General features: G+C 43.5%; 14 protein-coding genes. All 14 read right to left on the bottom strand.

Annotation, left to right across the window (positions count from 1 at the left end; all coding sequences use genetic code 11):
- The 14 genes from LX64_RS08035 to LX64_RS07975 are packed head-to-tail and all read right to left on the bottom strand — an operon-like array spanning position 1 to position 21,910.
- Positions 1 to 7,185, bottom strand: a complete 7,185-nt coding sequence (locus LX64_RS08035; protein WP_111597130.1) for a hypothetical protein — start codon at positions 7,183 to 7,185, stop codon at positions 1 to 3.
- Between the two features lie 37 nt (positions 7,186 to 7,222).
- Positions 7,223 to 8,911 (bottom strand): tail fiber domain-containing protein, encoded by a 1,689-nt coding sequence (locus LX64_RS08030; protein WP_111597129.1) that lies wholly within the window; start codon positions 8,909 to 8,911, stop codon positions 7,223 to 7,225.
- Between the two features lie 31 nt (positions 8,912 to 8,942).
- Positions 8,943 to 12,953 carry a baseplate J/gp47 family protein gene (locus LX64_RS08025; RefSeq protein WP_111597128.1) on the bottom strand — a complete coding sequence of 1,337 codons (4,011 nt, stop codon included), beginning with the start codon at positions 12,951 to 12,953 and terminating at the stop codon, positions 8,943 to 8,945.
- Positions 12,953 to 13,405 carry a GPW/gp25 family protein gene (locus LX64_RS08020; RefSeq protein ID WP_111597127.1) on the bottom strand — a complete coding sequence of 151 codons (453 nt, stop codon included), beginning with the start codon at positions 13,403 to 13,405 and terminating at the stop codon, positions 12,953 to 12,955. The genes LX64_RS08025 and LX64_RS08020 overlap by 1 nt, the downstream gene beginning before the upstream one ends.
- Before the next feature lie 24 nt (positions 13,406 to 13,429).
- On the bottom strand, positions 13,430 to 13,720 hold the full coding sequence (locus LX64_RS08015) for a PAAR domain-containing protein (RefSeq protein WP_111597126.1): 291 nt from the start codon (positions 13,718 to 13,720) through the stop codon (positions 13,430 to 13,432).
- A 15-nt stretch (positions 13,721 to 13,735) separates the two neighbouring features.
- Positions 13,736 to 15,523, bottom strand: a complete 1,788-nt coding sequence (gene vgrG, locus LX64_RS08010) for a type VI secretion system tip protein VgrG (RefSeq protein ID WP_111597125.1) — start codon at positions 15,521 to 15,523, stop codon at positions 13,736 to 13,738.
- Positions 15,524 to 15,525: 2 nt separating this feature from the next.
- The gene (locus LX64_RS08005) at positions 15,526 to 16,239 is read right to left on the bottom strand and encodes a CIS tube protein (RefSeq protein ID WP_211324772.1); all 714 of its coding nucleotides are present in this window, start codon (positions 16,237 to 16,239) and stop codon (positions 15,526 to 15,528) included.
- Entirely contained in the window at positions 16,239 to 16,406 is a 168-nt protein-coding gene (locus LX64_RS26125; RefSeq protein WP_170132811.1) for a DUF5908 family protein, read from the bottom strand. Before LX64_RS26125 ends, LX64_RS08005 begins: the two co-directional genes overlap by 1 nt.
- A gap of 19 nt (positions 16,407 to 16,425) precedes the next feature.
- Positions 16,426 to 16,887 (bottom strand): phage tail protein, encoded by a 462-nt coding sequence (locus LX64_RS08000; protein WP_111597124.1) that lies wholly within the window; start codon positions 16,885 to 16,887, stop codon positions 16,426 to 16,428.
- 2 nt (positions 16,888 to 16,889) lie between these two features.
- Positions 16,890 to 17,333: a phage tail protein gene (locus tag LX64_RS07995; protein ID WP_111597123.1), complete on the bottom strand. Its 444-nt coding sequence runs from the start codon at positions 17,331 to 17,333 to the stop codon at positions 16,890 to 16,892.
- 41 nt (positions 17,334 to 17,374) lie between these two features.
- A complete protein-coding gene (locus LX64_RS07990) occupies positions 17,375 to 18,220 on the bottom strand; it encodes a hypothetical protein (RefSeq protein WP_111597122.1) in 846 nt (281 codons plus the stop codon).
- Positions 18,221 to 18,259: 39 nt separating this feature from the next.
- Positions 18,260 to 19,213 carry a hypothetical protein gene (locus LX64_RS07985; protein WP_111597121.1) on the bottom strand — a complete coding sequence of 318 codons (954 nt, stop codon included), beginning with the start codon at positions 19,211 to 19,213 and terminating at the stop codon, positions 18,260 to 18,262.
- 55 nt (positions 19,214 to 19,268) lie between these two features.
- Entirely contained in the window at positions 19,269 to 20,675 is a 1,407-nt protein-coding gene (locus LX64_RS07980; protein WP_111597120.1) for a phage tail sheath family protein, read from the bottom strand.
- Between the two features lie 11 nt (positions 20,676 to 20,686).
- Positions 20,687 to 21,910, bottom strand: coding sequence for a hypothetical protein (locus LX64_RS07975; protein ID WP_111597119.1), 1,224 nt, complete (start codon positions 21,908 to 21,910; stop codon positions 20,687 to 20,689).
- Positions 21,911 to 21,915 lie beyond the last annotated feature (5 nt).

Below are 21,915 nucleotides of genomic sequence, written 5' to 3'. Positions count from 1 at the left end.
TTATCCAAGCATGGCTTCATCGAGGAGCAGTAACGACTGGTCGTTCATGTCGCCCGCATCATCGAGATATTCGGCTGGGAATACATTTTTCAAGTTTGAAATTGTTTCAACTAAAGCTTGTTGACTGCTTACAAAGTCGCAACCCATATCGTTTGCTAATGCTTGTAACCAGTTTTTATAAGCCGTTTCGAATTGCAACATTTGTTGAGGAGAAACCCAAACAATATGCAAACGAATATGTGCCGGTGCTTCTTTACGTAATGTATCTTCAAAGAATTGACGGAACCTAGTTTTGCGGAATCGCTGCGGCCAAGCAGGCAGCACCACGGTTGCCCAAAAAGAATAAGGATCCACTAAGAAGGTTCGGTCTGTAAACTTCTCGTCAACATATTTCGGCGCGTTGGGATCAACATAACTACAAAAATCAGCCTCAGAACAAACAGGGAATAGCGCATTCGACACACTAAATCCTTCCGTCACTACGCGGCTAAGTCCAGTATTGGCACTCTCAAAACTCGCCTGTTCCGCAAATGCGTCTTTTAAAACCATTTGAACTTCTGCGTTCCATTCATTCATATTCTTTCCTGGCATCTCGGCAGCAGCTATCTTCATCCCGTTATTCCACCAATTGAGTTCTTGGTTAGGACCATTATCTTTCATTGTTACCCCACCTGTTGTGGCGGTAGCTAACTTTAATGCTTGTATGAATGCTTGTAAATTGCCATTAAATGAAGTTTCGCCTTTAATCAGTAGCTTTTGTTGACTATTTTGTTTTCCATTAGGGAACCAAAGCATTTCAACTTCCAAGGTTTCGTATACAACTGCTTGCTGGCGAGGACGTAACAAGATATGTTCTACCAGGCGCATGCCTTCCGAGCTAATGGCACGTTGCACAAGGTCAATAGCAGCATCACGGTCACTTAACCTTGTATACACCAGCGGATGAAGTGCCATAACGCCGGCAGGATCAACAAGTGTTACACTATATGGGCCAGCCACGTCTTCATCGTTTCTTTGGTAGTTATCCAATACGCGGAATAGCTTCAACGATTGAATTAAAGCATCCATGGCAAGTTGTGGAGTATCGTATGTGATAACCGACTCCCAAACCTGCTGAGCGCTATAGGTAACTTTGTCTCCTGCAACGATTTGAATAATTTCGTTTACCTCGAAAGCAAATTCTCCATCCTGTTCTACAATTGGGAACATGAGCGCATTAAATATCCGGGTATTGACTTCCTTATCTACATCTTCCTTGCATACATGTCCCGGTGAAGTAGCAATGATAGCACCATCAATATCTCTTAGTGCAATAGTAAATGCGTTTTCACAACCAATTACGGTTTCCACACTATAAGATGTAATACTCCGAGCGATTTCCAAGAGATATATGAAGTATTGTGATTCGTTTCTTTGTGCATCTTCTTTGGTAAGGTAGCGGTTAACAGATTGCCATATCACTTGACCGCCTACTTTCATTTCATAGAAGAACTGGGTAATAGTTGTGCCTTGTAACACTTCGGAATTCAAGGTCCAGATACCATCTTCCATAGCGGGCAAGCCATTGTAGCGTAACCACAATTTGTTAAAATGTAAGTTCAATGGCTGTTTGAAATAGCAAGCTAACAAAGCCTCATCAATTGCAGGATTATGCACTGCGTCGCGTAAGAACCAACCATATACACGCTTCATACACAACACATCTGCCATCAAGTTCAAGCGCTCATTTTCGCGCTTTTGCATGCTTTGATACCAGCTAGATAATTGTGCCACGCGGTAGGTTTTTACATCTACCATCCTAAAGCCGTATTTACAGCAATGGGTATAATCGGTATACCGGAAGAATTGGGTATCTAAACCTCGCTCAGAATCAAGGAACACTTGTAATCTCTCCCAAGCAGCATCTTCTACATTTATTTTTTCTTGATCATTTTTATCTTCCTCTTCTTCCTCCTTCTTCACACATTCTTTGGTTACATATTGTATATCCAGCAAAATATGCGCGATTTGGATAATACAACGGTTGGCTTCAGGATCTCGTTCTATACAATAGCTACCACGATAGCGAAGCAATTGCAAACATTCACTGAGTGCCTTCCAGGCTTGTTCCTCTGTTGCGTACGTTTGAACTGCTTCCCAATCATACCTGTTGGTTTGTGTATTGTAAAGGTGGAAACTGAAACGGCCATCGATCATGTATACACCATGGCGCAAAGCGAACAATTGCCTTGCACGTACAGCCACCATGTAATCGGTATGGCTTTCAAACTCGGCGCAGCATTGTACAAGCGGTTCACCACATTCATCGAGCAACACCAGTGCTGTGTCGGTACTTGTCCATGGCTGATAATTAGCTACTTTTAACGATTGTTCCAGCACTTGGTAACGTACTTCTTCGAAGGCCTTTAAGGCGTTTTCTACGGATGCATAACCTTGCAAGCTTTGCCATAGATTTTCTTCATTGCGAGAAATAACGAAGTAATACTCCCCTTTTATGTATGCTACCGCTCCTTCTCCTCGATCCATAACCGTGTAAGTAGGCTGCACACGTTGGTATTTATGCAATAAATCCAATGCTGCTTGTTCTGTTGTAGCTTTATCGAGAAAAGATTGATTAAACCTTGCTAATCGTTGATCACGGTCCCATAAACGGTAACCAACCAGCTTCTCTTCATCGGGGATGTTATCATTATCGATGAACGGAACCGTTTGCACATTTTTAGCGGTATTTAGCAGCACAGGGTCTGTGTCGAGTATTTTGTACTTAGCGAACTCCACTAAGCGTGCAATTGCTTTATCAGCAAAACTTTTACAACAGAATGTTTGCCCATGGAACGCCACCCGTGTGCCGGCTTCTTCCAAGTAAATTTTATATAACTGGTCTTCCAGTACAATGTTATAATTACCAGCTGTTTTTGCTAATTCTAAAATCCCGATCAACACTTGTTCTGCTTCTTCTTGGGATGCATTTTCATTGATTCCTTCTAAAGCATCGCCAGGTTGCAAATGGCAGGTTAACCATTTCGTAACCGGTTTCCAATACCCCGGCATTTGCGTGGTAATTATAGATGCACCGTGGTCTTTTAGGAAGTTAATGATCCGTTCAATCGCTTCATCACGCTCTTCTTCGGTTAAGTAAGTATGTGGATGGAAGGCTGTAATTGCTTCTTCGTCATCTACCAAGTAAAAACCAAAAGTGCAATTATCTACCACAGTTTTCACATAGTAAGCATAGGTTTTACCAAAACGAATTGCTTTATAAAATCCTTCTTCCGCACCGAACAAACTAGCGTACGGGTGTGGCTCCGTCAATAATACATCGCTACCATCCTGGATAGCAAAGTAATAGTTTGAAGAATCAATGATACTAGTTGCTTGGCGATTACAAAGTGAATCTAACTGCAATTGTAATTGTGCAACCGCGGCATCGCGTTCTTGTGGTGTATCATAATAGTTCGCTTGCTTGGCGAAATAAATATTTTTGGTATTGATAACTTTGAACCCAAATTTGCCATTCTGCTCATCATGTGGTACAATTTGCAGATGTGTTAATAGCATTGCATTCGACACGAAGGCTGTCATGGCTTCATTCGCTTCCTCCCATACCGACAAGCCTTGCATGAGCGGTACTTGCGTATCAGCATGTTTCCATAATAAGCCTTGCATTTCAATCGATGGCGACAGTTCAGTTCGCAAGTTTTCATTATTGGCAGCATTGAGTATAAACATCAACAAAGCATCCGCATCTTCTTTGGAAGTAAGGGGTTCGCTTTCGGCTAACACTTCTTGATGATGATTTCTTAAGCGCACTACAAAATAACACTCATCCAATGGAGCTACCAACAACCTAGCCGGATCTGTTGCTAAGTGTAGTAATTTATGCAAGAAAGCCCCCAATCCCTGCCCTTTCGGTATGGCTTTAGTTGTTTTCATTAATGGCGAAGGGAAACCAGCCGGCGCCTCATCGGCCACTATATATGCATATACAGCTTGCACGGGATGCACCATGCCTTTCAGCGTATGATAGGTTTCATGATACACCTGTTTAGCTTCGAAGATAGCAGCTTGGGCTGCTTCTGTAGTTTCGTACAATTGTGCTTGCACAGATAATACTACAGGTACATTTTCCTCTCCATCCCCAGCCCCTATTACACTCAATTCTACCTTCCCTTCACTAGTTATTGTTTGATGATATTGATCAATATCTGCTGCTGCCATCACAAATTGGAGAAAAGCAGCCGGTAATTGTTCCTGCTGTTTGAATGGTCGAAACCCCTTCCATTGCGTATCGTTGTAGGCGCTTTGCCAATTAGTTAATGCTTCACTGGATTCAATGTAACGGAGGTTATGTTGACGGAAATAATTGTACAACCATTGCTTCGCCTCGTCTGCAGCAGCTTTTTGGTGGAATGCTTTTGGGTGGATAGCTAACTGGGTTATGCCATCTACCACAACCACGTTATAAATGTCAACATTCGGTGCTTTAACAGTTTTCCATACTACCTCATTTTGCATAAAATCGATGAGATCATATGCATGTTGTAACGAAGCTTCGGCAGTATCGAACCCCTTCTTGCTACGTAGCAACACGGTATTATCATTATCAAGAAACTGGAAATAAAATCCTGTGCTTGTTTGAAGGTAATAACTAGGCTTTCCATCTTCATTAAAAAACTTCACACACCACTCCATCATCTCGTCGCGTTCTTCTGCACTGGTAAATGTAACTGTACAAGGCACAGAAATATATTCTTCGGCACCTACAGGCGATTGAACAATAAATCCAAATACATCCTCCGAGGTACAACCAAAAGTTTTATAATTAGCAACGTTTTTCGCGTATTGTAGAAATTGGAGATAAGCGTCCTTAGCTTGATCGTGAAGACTTTCACTTTTAAACAGTTCAATACCTGCATAAGTGAGTACTAATGAGAACTGCGTTTGCTGAATAGTCGTAACTAAATCAAAATTATTCAACGACCCTGTAGGTGCTGGGCGAATACCCATGAGTCCTTTTACACGGTTCTCCAAGCCGCTAGAAGGTATTGTTGTGTACTTGTTTCTATAATTGATCGCCAAGCTACGGTTCGCACTGGTTTGTGCATAGTTCGACAAGAAGTTTGCTTTGTCTTCAATATTACGCGCAGGATCGTTTTGTTTGCCATTGAGATTGTACATCATCAAGGCGTAATCTGTAAAATCTTCCGAGAAGCGAGCCAGTAAATGGTTCAGCAGTTTCTCTTTCCGCACTTGGTATTGCTCCTTTGATTCGTACAAGGTATTCAATAAGCTATTGTAGTTAGCATCAATATAAACCAAGTCGAAACTGAAAGATTCGGCTTCGCGTTCATTCACGAGGTAATAGTTAGCTGGGATACCTGCTAAGAAAATCAAATCCCTAGCCGCTTGCTGTGCATCTTCTTTCGTATAAAAATAAACAGTGGCTTCCAATAATACGTTCTCACTCAAATCCAGCAACTCCACCATCCAATAATCCGCACTTTCTATATAGGCAACATTCGAAACAACGTTATTCTCTGCACAGGCATTCATGATACGTTTCATCGCTTCATCACGACTGTACAAAGTAGTATATGTTTTAGGCCCCGTCACATTTTTCTCATGTGGTTCGTGGGCTAATTTCATTCCTTTGAAAGGTTCGCCGGTTGTAGTAACGGGTAATTGCTTCTCGTAACGTAATAAGTTAGACAAACCGGGAACAGCATCGATATTAGCAGGGAAATAAGTAGCTGGTTCCCCACCGGTTTGCATAGAGAACAAAGGACGAATTTTTGCTAATTGCGCAAAATAGTCTGCTAATATGCGATCGAAAAATAATAAGTAGGCTTGCAACTGCAAGGCTTGTGCTTTTCTAATAGCGGTATCATTCTTCGACACATCATTTTTTCCAATAGCATACACAGCCGGGAATTCGTACTGGATAGATTTGTAAGTCGCCAAATCCATGTACCTGCCGGTTGGCACCATGGTATCTAATCCTTCATCTTTTTTAGGCAATTTGTTGTAATCGGATAAACGCTTCGCAAATTGCTGGTTCACCTTGGCCGTATTGGCCGTGAAGGGTAATTTATTACGATAAAAGATGGTATTGGAACGTTCTGGCGAAAATACAGGCCTGCGGTATGGATCGAGTGGCAACTGCCATTCTTCTCCTCCAGGTTCTTCCCCGTTATTATATTCGCCGTCATTGTATTTACTCATCATTAGGCGCGTAATACCGGCCACCCCGGGTACGTCCATAATGATGCGGTATAAATCGGAAGCATACAGCACAGTTTGGCGTTCAATAGACAGTAATTCATTCGTATCAATAAACCCATTCTGCTGTAATGCTTTATCCTGGTCGAAGTTATAAGGTCGGCCTTCAAAGATTTCTTCCATTCTCACCTTCTTGTCTAGCATCTGGGATAATGAGTAGAACTTCGGGGAAGGCGATAAAAACTCCTGGATGGCTGTATAAATAGCAAGTTGTACTGCTTCCGGGTCGTAATTCGCCGCTAGTTCTATATGCATGCATAACCCTACTTGCGTTTTATCCAGTACTACTACATCGAAAATATCCTCACATAAATTCCGGTGTGCATATAGCCTTTCTTCCACCTCTTTTACCACTTCGCTTAATGGGAATACACTATTTCCACAAGCGTCTAGCTCGTATGCAGCGGCGCTAGTATCATCCGGTTCAATTAATACGCGGTACAATCCTTTTAGGGGTACTTGTTTGCTATTGACTGTAAGGGGCGCATATTGTAACTTGCCTGTTGCACAAGCGAATGTAAGACTGTAATCGCTGGGCTTTGTTTTTTCAATCCATGCATTGCGCACACCTTTGATATCGATCAGCATTTTGCGGATATCGATTTCTGTTAGCGGGTTGTTGCCTAGAATTTGTGCCGCTGTATAGAAGTTGTCTTCGGGTTGCTCGTTGTTTGCTTTCGCAACAAGATCTTTAAAGTCGAATTTTGTACGGTAATCTAAATCCGTGAGTACATAGCACAAAGCATCGAGCATCGTCATACCGGGATCATGGAAATTATGGTCGGTCCATATTTTTCCGGATAATGCCGCGATGTGTTGGATACCTTGCAAGCGCAAGGTGTCAAAATCCAAGTATTCCGGGAACCCAGTGTTTTTCGCTTTTGATATAAATTTTAAATCCGACATTTTTGGGGGCTTGAAACATGAACAATCTATGCATCGATTACTTTCCTTCCAATGCTTCGATGCGTTTTACGAGGTTGTCGATTTGCGATTGTTGCTCTTGAATAGCTTTCGTTAATACCGCTACCATATTGGCATATGCCATTGTGCGAATACTATCGCTATCGGTGCGGATTAAATCCGGGAAATGCTCTTCTACTTCATGGCTAACAAAGCCTATTTGCTGCTCACCTGTTAAACAATTCGTATTCGCTTTGAAGTTAAAGCTTACGGGATTCAGCTTCAACACACGGTCCAATACCGTATCTAAAGGTGTTACGTTATTGATACTATTTTCGTCGGTATCGATATAATGACCATAACTACGTGTCTGCCCTTTTACACACAATTCATAGCCATGTGGCGCTACACCACCTATTACCGTTCTACCGTCTGCAGCAATGGTAAAAATAGGTACACCGTGGTTGATGTTGAGATCGTTATCTTTTTCCTTCTTAAACTCATCGCCTTTCTTGAACACGAAACCATTCACCGCATCGGTAATTAATATGCTACGATCGTTATCGGCTCCCAGTGTAAAGTAGTTTTGTTTATCGCCACTTGGCCGGTTATTGAGGATGGCTAATGCAGGGTTAGGTTTATCTAAACACATCCTGAAAGAACCGGCTCCTCCGGGTTTATTGATTTCAACATTGGTAACAGGTTCATCCGTTCCCACACCAACACGACCTTTACCGGTTACCACCACTTGCGTTTCAGTTGCTAAAGCATTGATATTCTCTAACGCTTTATCACCTTTATCGGTTCCTTTTTTGATGAAGAAGCCTTTCGGTGCATTGGTAATCACGCTAAAACTATCTGCGTCGGTACGTACAATACCGTACTGTTGGGTGTTGTTTTCATTCTTACTCAACATTACCACCTGGGGAAAATCGGCTTGTGCAGGATTTAACAAGGTGCGTGCAGCATCTTTATTCAATATATCCAATGCAGCCAATGGCTCGTTATGCCCTATCCCAATCTTTGCAGCCTCTGCATCATTTGTGATAAAAACAGGTTTCTCATTAGCAGCAGCCACTTTATATTCACCGCCTTCTTCTGCTGGTGGAGGAACAATATTGGATACAAATTGGTAACCGTTGGTATTGGTATTGAAGTTGATTTTATTATCGGCAATGCTTTCCGATACATGTTGCTCACTTTCGCCTGTTTGTTGAATAACAAACTCCGGCGCGCTAGCAGTTACCGGCGAAAATAAGAACCCGGCATTCAGTTCATCCACTTGGATATGTACGCGCGCATTCGGCGTTTGTGTACCCATACCAATGCTGCCGAATACTTTAGCATACATAATTTGCGGTGGTTCGTCGCCATTCTTCACAATTTCCCAATCCTCATCCGCGGCATCTATATCCAACATTTCCCATAATGATTCATCCTGTTTCGGAGGTGTCTTAGAGCAATAACCTGTTGTTTCGTCATACTCAGATTTTTCCTTACCAGGTCCACAGCCACAATCTGCTGTATTATCCGGCTTTAAAATGTAAAAGGCCTTTTCGTAGATCACCACGTCGCCCGCGAAATAATTCGTACCGGCTACCCATTTCCCAAAGAATGCATCATCCCTTTTCACTAAAGTTGAATCGATCAAATTCACAAAATCATTCGATGTGGGTACCGCACCGGATTTAAATTGTGCTTTAAGTGCAGCTCTTGATATAATAGACATGAGATTCGTTTTTATAATTTAGAATGATGATTTATTTAATGGTGAAAACATTCGGTACCACTGGAACAGTAGATGGTACGTAGGTCTCATAAATTTGCTCTCCTACAACCAATACCGACCATGGCGTATCCGCAGTAACGGACATAACCGCCGGCCCTTCCGTGCTTTCATCGATATATACATGCATGGTAAAGTCTGTTACAAAATCAACGTAATCACGTTGTTCAATAAATTGCAACACGCTGGATTTCATAAGCGTGCCACCAAAGATGATATCCTGTGCCCCGTTGGTTACCCAAGGCGACAAAAACGCCGTTACTTCCTGCTGAACTTGTTGCATACAGAAGTTTTTGTCTTTGCCCTTTTTCCAGCTTATTTGGCCCTTGAAATTAATTTTCTGATAAACAGGGTTAATCACTTGAATATTGGTAAACATGGAGCTCCTAGGGGCTAAAAATGCCGCTACCTTCTCCAGTAATACCCGGCCTACTTTCGGGGTAAACTTCTCATCGGAAGGATAATCGTCGATCCGGGGAATCACAGCCAATGTTACCCATCCCGGGGAGGACAATTGTACAGTTTCGCCAATGGCATCCGTGTACATTTTTGTATGTGGAATACATTTGGCTTTGAAGATACCCGGGAAAGCATCCAACACCAATCGCTCGTAGTCAAATACATTGATAGCACGACCTTTATGGCGTAATCTTTCACTCACACGGGTTTTGAACTCCTCGTCGTTCTCAGGTTTCACGCCATCAAAACCGGCATACGGCTGGTTGATTTTACTGATGGCTGCATCGGGTATTAACAAATCCGCGATGTTATTGGCTGCTACCGGCGGGCTTACCCTGTTAGGATCGTTTTGTTGATCTACAAACACTACTTCGGCCGCTTGCGCTGTTACGCTTATACCTTCGCAAACAGCAGTAGCATAATCTTTAACACTGGCACGCAACCAATGCAGCCCGCTCGGCAAGATCGTATGTTGTTGATCAGCATCCCAGGGTATTGCAATAGTTACGATGCCAGGTGTTAAAAATCCTTGCGTCGTATCGCTTATAACGTGTGTAAGTGGCAACAACTCTTTCCACGCGTTACCCGACAAGTAATGCCATTCAACATTTGCACGGTTAATATCTGGATCGGCCGTGAAGGCCGCTAATTGGAATAGTAAAGTAATATTCGATCCGGCTAAAGCATCGCTTAAGCCTACATATAAATAGCCTTGTTGTACAAAACCAGGCATCAAGGTAGCTTGCATACCCGGTAACACATTCGCATAATTACCTGCTTCATAAGGAAACTGGTGGAAGATGTGGATGTCGTTAATTTCTGCTACAGCTGTATATTCTAATGTAAAATCTTTCAGTGTTGGGGTGTACGGCGGGTTCGGCATCACAATAGGCACATTCGTAAAGTTTACATACGAATTCAAATCCACTGCCGCATTCCGTGTATACTCATCTTTTGTTTTAATGTCGGTAGTAAAACTTTTTAAGTAAGCCAATACTTGCGCATCGGTTGTACCACTAGGCGGGCTCAACATCCAACTCTTGGCAGTATTTGATGTATCAAATGCGGTTACTGCCAGTGTTTTTGTGTTGTTGGCTTTAATTTGTACTTCAGACAGTTTAACATTTCCAATCCTGATCGCTTGTTCTGCCATTACACGGGGGTATTCTTCATGCAAGAAATCTTGCTCTAAGCGCCAACGAATAAAGCCGTTAGGAATGTTGGGGTTATACCCTGTAACCGGTACCGGTTCTTGTAACAAAGGGATCGTTGAAGGATTGGTTATTTCTATTGTTCGCTTGGTATTGAGAACAGTAGGATTATTATACTGGTCCTTCAACATCTCAAATAAATCAACACTCGTTCCAATACTCTCCCAGCTACCATTTTTTAATTGCTCCATTTTTACTTTGAAGCTATCGTTGTAGATGGGCGTTTTATACAACAAATAATGGTTTTGGAATGTACTAGGTAAGCCTTCCCACTCCATGGAAAACGACAATTTGCTCAACCGTTTCCTGAACACTTCATCACTACCTATAAAGAAGTTGCTTTGTTTTTTAGGAACACCTGTAAATGGTAAGAATTTATTCTTTGGGTCTAAAGCGCCTTCATCGTTCGAGATAAGAATGTTCTTCACTTTCGTTACCACGGCGTTGATTCTAGCGTTGGTAATTTGTTGTTTTGAAAGAAAATCGTACCAAGGAGTTGTATCTTCTTTTAACTGGTAGTGCAATGCGTGGTTGAATTGAATAGAAAGGATAGGGTCTTTCACATCATAATCAGCCAGCAACACATCTTTCGGGGCCGGTGCAATAGCGGGCGCACCAACCGGGATGATAAAGCTAATGGTTAATACATCGTTTACACCAAGGGTAATCGTTGATGCAGGAATGGGTAACCAACCATCGGCAGTGGTGCAAGCAATATCTAGTAAGCCCGTACCGGCTGCTTTTTTCAATTTTTCTTTATCAGTAGAACCGATGTTGTTGAAGTTTCTAAATTGTGTGAACCCAGTTTCTTCAGTTAACCATATTTCTTTCGACGGTGTCGCCGCTATCTCTGCTTTTAATACATCGGCAGTAGCTTTTGTAAATCCATCTTTCACCAAGGCTTTTAACAAGGGTTCTGTTAACCTGTAAAATTTCTTGGCTAATAAGGCTATGAAATTGGTGCCTTGCAATGATTTATCGGCACCATCGGGTTGTAAGTTCAACTCAACCGTTATCGTACGCTCGCCTTCTTTCAGTAATAATACAGGCGACGATAACATTAATCCTGTAGTAGCAAATGGAAAATGTTGGAATCCTCCACCAGGATTGTTCTTATTGATATATTTCTTTGCACCAAGTAAAGGCCAACTATTAAAAAGCGGGTTCCGGAATCCATCACCCAAGCCATCGGCGCTCGCTGCTTGAGGTGCTGCATACATGATGGCTTTCTCGTCGCGGAAAAGGGTGCGCAATTGGGTTACTTTCGCCTTATTGAACACCACATCTTCAATGCTTTCAAATTTAATGTCTTTACCCAGCAAGTCTTTTCCTGCTTTGAAGCCGGTTCCTTTTTTCAATAAGTACTGCGGCACTTGCTTCGCTAATTCGGCCACGATATGAGCGTGATCGGGTTGCAAAGGCTTTTTCTCTAAACGCAACACTTCTCGGTAAAAGAAATCCAAATGCTGCGTAGGTAACGTATTCATTCGCAACTTCACCTGGTCTAACAACCGAATGAATGCATAGATCAATGCCACGTGTGGCTGGTGATCTTGTTTGTTAAGCAACTCATCGTTGAAGTTCGTCAATGCAAATTGTTGCACCTGTTGTATGCCTTTGTAGAACAACAAAAACAACTCGTCGAACTGTTGCAACATTTGGGTGTATTGCTTACGTGGGAAGGCCGACAGCTTGTTATAATAGGCATCTTTCGCAATCAATTTATCAAAACTCAATTGCCAAGTTACCTCCCTTGCCAGCATGCCCATTTGTTTAACAATCGCAACAGGCTTTTCATCCATCGTATTGGCCATGGCTATTAAGCGGCTCAATGCCTTCGATGAATCTGTTGAAATATGCGCATTGAGCATATCTTTTAGTGCCGTGTTATCGTCGAGCTGCCCACGCCAATATTCTAATTGCAGGGCTAAGTCGAACACACGGTTAAATAAGGCCCAAAAACGCTCCTCCCCAGTTAAGTGTTTCACTTTAGCACGGGTGGCTTGGTAAGCTTGCTGTAAAGCTTGTGCATCAAATTGATGCACAGCAGCGTATTGAAAGGGTGGATTCAGGCGGAAGAAATCCTGCCAATCTCCTTCTGCTCTCAACGGCTCGCTGGCTTTTTGCGACGGCTTTAAGTGTTCATCATCGTAATACAAAACGTACTTCGCATACCTGTAAAGGAAGGCTAAGATGTCGGAGGTACTACGTTCATCAATCGACACGTTCTTCGTCGATAACGACGCAAGGGTACGTTGCCATTGACTTACGCCATCGCGCACCAAGTTATTCGATATGTTATCTTGCTCGTTCATTATTTTATAACAGTGGTAGTGATGCCATCCCAGCTTCCATCACGTAAGTAAAAATCATACACGTAATTATGCCGGGCATTCGTAGCGCGGATGATGTAATCGATGTTGATGCGTAATATGCCTTGTATCGCATCCCAAGAATTAGGGTCAGATACCGTCACTTTCTCCAATTGTATCCTGGCTTCGTAATACAAAATGGCATTGCTGACCATATCCGTTAAAAAGCCTACCATCGTATTACTAATCGATTCGAATTGGTAATCGGCCAAGTTGCAGCCGAATTGTGGCAACATCACCCGTTCACCTAAACTGGTCGACAGTATGATGTGTAAGCTCTGATCAATATCCTCCTTCCCCACCACTAACACAGCACCTGCGTGCTTGTCGGCTGTTTTACGGAAAGTGGGAGGAAACGACCAGCCACAACCCAAGAAATCTTTTGCATCTAACATAATTATATGTTTTACAGCTCAATGTTACCCGCCAATCATTACAGTTGGCGCTCCTAGTACAATACTACCGCCATGGGCTGTTGTATCACCCATGCGTGCCGCAGGCTTACCGCCAATTAATACCGTGGCAGAGCCTTTTATTATCACATCAGGCGGGCCTGTACAAGTGCACATATCGCCCACTACGGCTGCAGGCATTCCCCCGATAAGCACCGTAGGTGCACCCGGACCAATCACCGGGCCACCCACGTGGGGAACCGGGCCATTAGCCATGGGACATACATGCATATCGGAAATTCTTGCTGCTGGAGGCATAACATTGTTTTGGGGTTAATTAATTTTCACCATACCGCCCGATAATTCCAACATACCCGATGCGGCTAACTTAGCTGTTGCGCCGCCGTTTAACTCGAGTGATGTACTAGCCTTCGCGGCGATCGATAAGGCTTCAATTTTGAAGTCAGTGCCCGCTTTGAATTGTATCGCGCCGGTTGATTCGAATTTTATATCGGCCGCACTTTTAATGGTAATCGCGCTTGCTTCCATTTTAATGCTATTGCCGCTTTGATCTTTGATGCTTATTGCTTGGTCTTTTTCGCTGAGTTCAATGGAATTTCCCGCGGGTGTTTCCATTTTCATGACTTTGTTTTCATCGTCGTACATGAACTTCATTTTGCTGCGGGTTTGCAATCCTTTGATGTGATTGTCGTCCTTCGCTTGCACAGGTGCAGGGTTCTTGCTACTATGCAGCATACCTAGCACTACAGCAAAACGGGGATCTCCATTCACAAATCCTACGATCACCTCGTCGCCAATTTCAGGACGAAAGAAATAACCGCGGTCATTACCCGCATCTAATGAAGCCATTCTCGCCCAAGTGCCTTTATCGGCATTATCTACCATTGGCATACGCACCAGTATGCGGTGCTCTCCATCGGGGTCGTTTTCCAGTTGTACAACTACACCGATTTGTAACCCATTTACGGCAGGTAACAACCCGGCAGCGGGCGTTTCGATGATGTCTTCTTTGTGATGAAACCAATTCGGCGAAATACCGAACTGCATATGCGTTGTCCATACGCCATCGGCGTACTCATGTCGTACACCGCTTACATACACGAGGCCATTGAAGCGTTTACCCAGTCCTTTTAACTCGATGGTATCGCCTGCTTTGGTGGTAGGATTCCCCTTTACTTTAGCGCGGCCCCGGATTTTCGACATACGGCTTTTGAGCAAGTACGCTTCGCTCCAGGCTTTTAATTCCGGTTCGCTTACCGGTCCTGCATGGCGCAACACAAACTTATCGGGTGCCAATGCTTTAGCAAGGTCGCTCCCGGAAAGGTTACCTGCCTCTTGGAACGACACACTCGAAACACTCGATGTTTTCACCGCTTGTTCCTTGTAGCTCCACGACGAGGCTTCCACTTCTTTCCATTGTGTGCGGGCATCCATTTCTGCTTCGAATTCGTCGATAGTGGCACCATATACGAGCGTAATGCTAGGCGAGCCGGCAAGCTTGGGTTCTACCATGTCTACTTTGCCATCGTTCACCATCAGTAGTAAGCCGTTCACTTCTGCCCTGCTCAACACAAAATCCCAGTCTGTACAATAGTACTGTACCAGCTCTTTTTGTGTTACGCTAGTAGCTTTCATCGTACCTGCATAACTAGCCAGCACTTGCTGAATAGCATCGCTATCTTTGATGTCTTTAAAGTATTTGTTTTTACGACCGAGGGTTAAAGCCACGGCCTTGTCTTTACATTCAACCTGCAAAGCAGCATCGCCCTTTTCATTGGCTTTGATGGCGTGCTTCACGATAATACCTTTGAATACGCTCGTTAACTCTCCATCACGCCCTACCTTCAATTCGATCTCGTTACCTGGAATAAATTCAGCTGCTTCGCTGATGGTGAACTTCTCGTTCGACACATCGCCATCGAGATACACCAACTTCGCCGTCGGAATCATATTCGCTTCCTTTACGATAAAGGCTGTACGGAGGTTATACGCCGGGTTATCGACTTTCGTACCGTTTACATACACTGTAAACTCCGTATAGTCGGACTTCCCAGGGGTAGGAATCAATCTTTCATCGCGGGCAACGTTTTCTCCGGCCATTGTTACTTATTTTGGGGTTGAATGGGTGTATCATTGATCGGTGGGAACGCGAGTTGTTCATCTTTCTTCAAATCGCGTACACTCACCAAACCATTGAAGTAAGCCACTTGCATATAGAAATTCGGATCACTGTAGTTTTTATAGCAAAGCAATGGAAGCGTATCACCGTCGTTTACTTTTACACTTCTGTATAAGTCAGGACTATGTTTATCTTCTTTTGCAACGCGCTTTTTAGGTTCGGTATATTGTGTGAACGTAGCGCTTACTTTGGCACGTAACGGGTCGCCATTGGGTTTAAACAGTACGTAGTTGATATCCAACGTTGTTAGAATACAATCGAAGGTAAACAAGCCCCATTGTATCTTTAAGATCGCGGGCTTGTGGGCTTCGCCTTGCATTTTGTAAACGGTGCCGAGTAGTTTGTCTACCTGCTCGCGCACTTCTGTACCGTTCAAAATATTCCCTTCGATCGTACCCGTATTGTCCAACGTGAAGTCGAGCTTCAATTGTTCGGGCGCCGTGAATTTGTATTCCGGTGCACCGCCTTGGTTACCGCCGGTTGTTTTTTGCTTCGCTTCTACCTTGTAAGATTGGGAATAGTTTTCGGGGTTGATGGGGATGGTAAAATCTCCACCGGCCGACTTATCCTGCTTCTGGTTCAAGAAGGGTCGAATCACAATTTTTTCAACGTTCGCGGTTTCTTTATTGCTCGCCATTAGCGTTCTTTTTGTTCTTTAATCACTTCTAATACCTTCTCTACGCAAAGCTTTACAATCTCTTCAGGATTGCCGCCGCCTTGCTGCTCGCTGTTGCCGGCGTTTTGCTTGCCGGCACTTTCATCTACAGCTACTTTAATCAACAGTTCTCTTATTTCTACAGGCATACCGATTGCTTTTAGGTTGTTATTCCAAGGTGAAATAGTTATAGTTTAACTCGAAAGTTTCTATCACCACCTCGCCTTTATCAGCATTAAAATCTGCCACCTTCCAGCCTTTCGGCCATGCACGGTGTACTTTCCAAGTCATCAACGGCTCATGTTTTTCATTGAGGAGATTAATAACGAGGTCGACCGGTGTGAAGGTGAAGTTGTTAAATGCTTCGTGGCACCATTGCGAGATCGCGGAGTCTTTCGGTTTGAAGATGCCGCGGCGTAATACCAAATCCGTTACTTTACTTCTCAGTGGGATCGTGTGTTCGAAACGGTTTTCACCCCCTTCGCGCAATGAATCCGTTTGCATTTGATAATTGAGGCCCGACACCGATGCGAACATCACATCGTTGTCGGCTTGTTGTTGCGAGCCTTTTTTATCAAATAAAAACTCTACTTTGAAATGAAACCCAACGGGCGGATATACACTGTTCATGGCTATTTATTTTCAATCACCAAACCTTCATGCACCAACTCCACGCTTTCAATAGCGATCTCGTTTGCATCAGCTTTCAAATCGGCAGCTTGCACTTTAATTGGCCAAGCGTTTTTCACTTTCCATACGATGATCGGCTTGTGCATTTCATCGAGTAAGCTAATGGTGATGTTACGACGGTATTTACCGTTTTGTTCTTGGAAGAACACGGTTTCTTTCCACCAATCGAAATACTCGTTGTCGGATTGAAACGTACCACGTTTTAACGTGATGTTGCTATATTTCTGTAAACCGGGTTGCTTGGTTTTATGATATTCAGGGCTCGCACCATGACGGTACTCAATCGCTTCCGTTTCCACGGTTAAGCCTGTCACTTCCGTGAAACCGATGTTTTTTCCACCCCATTCTACTTGGAAGTGAAACTTTGGTAATGGATAATTTGCCATTGTATATTGTTTGTACGATTTAATAATTTATACCCGTTCCGCTATTTCTTCGCGTCGGCTTTTGCAGCCAAAGCAGCTTCGAGGGCTTTTTTCAACGCTTCTTTCTTCGCTTCTGCCATGGCACGATCACCGGCTGCTACTTCAATATCCTGTTGCAGGGTTTTGAGGCTGTTGCTTTCGGTGGTGTATTTTTGGAAGATGTCGGAATAGAAATCGTTTTGCGAATCATCCATCGGGAAGATGTCTTTATCGCGCGGCTTACAAGCGCTACAAGCCACTGCTTCATTCTTATTGGTACACTTGCCATTTTTATTAGCGTATAACAACAAGTTTTTCAAGTGTTTTACTTGTGTACCTAAGCCTGCAGGTCCTGCCAAGTGGATGCGCAGTTCTTTTTCTGAATGGAAGGTATCGAGCAAAGCATTTACAGCTTCTTTGGAAGCGGTAATGGCTTCGTCGATGCTCGTTTTCAAGCTATTCAAACTACCCATGATCGAGTTGTTGCCTTTTGCTACAACTTGGCCACCTATACGGTCGGATAATTTCTTCACTTCACCGGCTAACACTTCTAAGCAATCGAGCAAGCCTTTCGATTCGCAAATGAGGATGCGGATGGCAGCAAGGCTGTGTTTCGCATTTTCACCTACTTTATCGGTTTGTTTACCCGTGCGTTGCAAGGTGCCGAGGTATACCATTCCCAGTTTGTTGGTTTCTGAAATGGTATTCAACAAGTCGGAAAACACGGAACATAAACGGTTCACTTGTGTTAACTTGTTTACTTTTTGTTCTTCCACCGCCTTTGCTAGCGACCACGCTTGCTCGGCTTTGGTAGCATCTTCCGTTAAACGGTCGATATATTGTTGAACGGTATCGTTATTTTGAGGCATGATGTAAATTGTTGAAATTGAAAAATGAATGTTCCAGTACTATTGCTGTTTGTTTTGGCTTGGATTTTCGCTTACTTCTTCATCATTATTGAAGGATGCTTCAGCATCTTTAGCAATTTGATCCAAGTCTTTACAGCTAACGTTATCACAATTCAAATCTTTCAAATAAGTACCGATCTTGTTCACTGCTTCTAAATAATCGGTGGCCGTATCTTTCGTACTATTCGCTGTGCTAAGGCTTACTAAGGCTGTAGATAATACTTTCCTACTGTCTTCCAGTTTTTTCTGTACATCTTTCAGCTTCTTGTCAACATCTGACACAAACTTCGTCGCATCTTCGGTGATGGTTTTCGACAATTGGGTTAAACTGTCGATATTGATAAACTCGTTAATTCCGGCCACTTTAACGGCAGATTGCGCCACATCATCGGCCTGGTTAACAATACCATCTACAGAGGTAACGAATGCAGCAGATGCATCTTCGATGATAGGTGCACCGGTTTTCTTTAAGATTTCACGAATTACTTTTAGTTCTTCGGAATTGCTAGAATCGGCGATGGCATCATCCAGTTGCTCTGAATAGAGATTTACATTGTTCACTTTTTTCTTAGCATTCTTGATGGCGTCTACGGCTTTACCGTACCGAGATGTCATCTCCCCTCCTTTTACGACGATGGTTTTCGACAATAAATCTGCGATACCGACCACATCTTTCGAGGTGCTAACAGCAATGCAGTTATTGAGGAAACTGTACTCATCGACTGCTTTAATAAAAGCACGGGTAATTTTTCTTTCGTTGCAGGCGGTATCGTCGGCTTGTTCGAGTTTCTTAGCTAACGAGTCGTGTGAAGATTGCGCAGATTGTATTTCAACTTTTACTTTATCCGCGTACGCCTTTTTTAACTGCTCGAATTGTGAATTTGCAGGGGGATTGCATTTCGCCTTCGGCTTTTCAGCTGGTTTGATGTCAGCTTCGTTATTTCCGTTACTCATTGTAAGGATGTTTTGGGGGTGATTAGTTTGAGGTTATTCGAAACGTGGACACGGATTAAGATTCTTGCATTTTGTGGCTGAATCTTAAGATGATGAATTCTGCTGGACGAACAACGGCCAAACCGATTTCAATAATCATCTTTCCTTCAAGAATATCGAAAGCAGTCATGGTTTCATTAATACCTACTTTCACATAAAACGCATGTTCTGGTTTAGCACCTGCCAGCGCACCTGCGCGCCATTGGTTAATCAAGAAGTTCTCGATCATCGCTTTTACTTTTACCCAAGTATTGGCATCATTGGGTTCAAATACGAAACCTTCTGTGGCGTTTTTAGTAGATTCTTCTACCATGTTAAAGTAACGACGAACCGATACATAGCGCCATTCGTTAGAGTTACCATCCAATGTGCGGGCACCCCATATTTTAATGCCTTTACCCGGGAAGAAACGGATCGCGTTGATAGATTTACCGGCGTTGGTGTCAACGTTTAAGTCCTTTTGGATATCGTCGTTCACTTCGCAAGTTAAACCCGATACAGCAATCAACCCTTCATTAGCGGGCGCTTTCCAAACACCGCGGGCATTGTCAACGCGTGCATATACACCTGCTACAGAAGCACTCGGTGGCAAAATAATCGAGTAGTTAGATAAAGCTAATTTCACATTCGCTTTTTCCAAGTTGCTCAACCCATCGAAGTTAGAGGCAGTACCACCATTGATTAATACGGTAGATAAATCAACGGTATAATCGAACGTAGAACGTACATTCGGGAAATAAGCAGCACCATAGCTTACATGGTCGCTTACAGCACCTACTTTATTGCGGAATTCTGCTGCCGCGGCCAATACTTTAGAATCGGTATCTAGGTCTTGTCCATCGGAGAATAAATCCATTACCACGAAGCGATCTTTCAATTCGAAGCATTGTTTCAACGATTCGTCCAGCAAGGTAGCATAGGTATCTTTTGCCATAAACTGGCCTTCCGGGTAAATGATCAACGTAGGTTCGTTTTGTTTGCGCAACATGGCTAAAGCAGCACCATACGCTGTACCATCGGCAATGGGTGAACCGTGTGCTAGGAATGGACCAACAGAGATGATGTAACATGGGCCGCCACCGTTCGCGAAGAACTGTTGTAAGGCATAGTACATCGTGTGTTTAGAAAGACCTTTACCGTCTTCCTTGTTGTACGTAACATTATAACGCTTACCCAAGCGAGGGTCTTCGTCGATGTTTACGATGAAATTCACTTCGGGCTGCGCGGCGCCGAAAATGTTTACGTATTCGAGCAATGAGCTAATACGTATTGGCTTTAGGGTTACATCCAAACCGTCTTGTAAGGCAGTTTGCGTTGCACCAATGAAAGCCGGGATAGCCGTTTCAACCGCCGTAATGGAGGGCGGGAATTTTGAAACTTCTTCGATATACACCCCCGGGGTGTAATATGTGCTGTTTGCCATATTCGATCAATTTATATTGTCAATTTAGGAAGTAGAATTTCTGAACAGATTAAATCGCCCTGCTTGCCGAGGTTCTCCCCGCTGGGGTTCGGTAAAGGGATGGACGTATATTGTACTTTCTGGTAAGCTTGCATTAATGGATACGGTTGCTTGCTGATAAACACGCGTTTCATACCGGCAGGAACAGGTAACACTTCATCCCAATTCGCATCTACTTGAATAGGCGCGCTGTTTTGTAAGTAGTACTTCCAATACGTATCGCGGTTATCAAAACGCAACTCAAACGTAGGCCCTTGCGGTTGCACAAATTGATCATCGGCATCTACCAAATCGAAATTCGCATCACCTGCGTGCATCACTAAATCAATCACACCCCAACTATTCGGCTCGTACACCAGCGGGTTAATGTACACTTGGTAAGTACGCTCAAAACTGTTGTTGCCATTTACATGCAACGTGTAATAGCCTACCGGTACTTGTTGAAAATCCAAGTGAACGGTTTGCAAGGGCAGCGTGCTCGTAAACGGCAATTGCATCACGGCTACATTGCCTTGCAACAAGGTGAAGGTAGCTTGGGTAATGCCGCTGGTATCGAAAGTGAAAGGGAATTTACGGGGGAGCAACATCCGGTCGTTTTCATTAATACAAGATTCGTTGCTGATGGTCGACCAACTATTGGCCAATGTATTCGTTCTTTTTTGTGCGCGTGCCGGGTTATTATTCACGATAGCCGTTTCGCCCATTTCATACACCACGCCTTCTACAGCAGGTTGTAACGGGGCCGATAAGCTGGGGAATGTTTTATTACCGGTGATGGGGTCGTTTGTAAAGTAAAAACGTGCAGGCATAGCCGGGTTTAAGCGGATGTTGCTGCGCATGAGTACGGGTGGATGTAAGAGGCGGATATAAAATTGCAACCGTAGATCGCCACTAATGGGGATGGTTGGTACCAAGTTGCCATTTTCATCATACCCCGAAGAAACACCTAGCACAACCCCCATAGAAGTTTGTCGAAAAACGATCTTCTGGTTACGCATGGTTTTCTCGGTAAGCGGTGTCGGTACAATTTCAATTTCGTCGGATAAAGGGTACCTGTTATTTGCTAACAAATCGGCTAAACGGGATTGTTGATCTGTTGCGTTTAATGCATAGAAAGGACTCCCCTCTTTATCGAGATAGAAACTGTGAAAGACATTCACTGCTGCCAACCGCCTATAACTTATTTGAAACGACATGTATA

The organism is Chitinophaga skermanii (assembly GCF_003259335.1).
Classification (GTDB): Bacteria; Bacteroidota; Bacteroidia; order Chitinophagales; family Chitinophagaceae; genus Chitinophaga; species Chitinophaga skermanii.
This window is presented reverse-complemented; position numbering and strand designations above follow the sequence as displayed.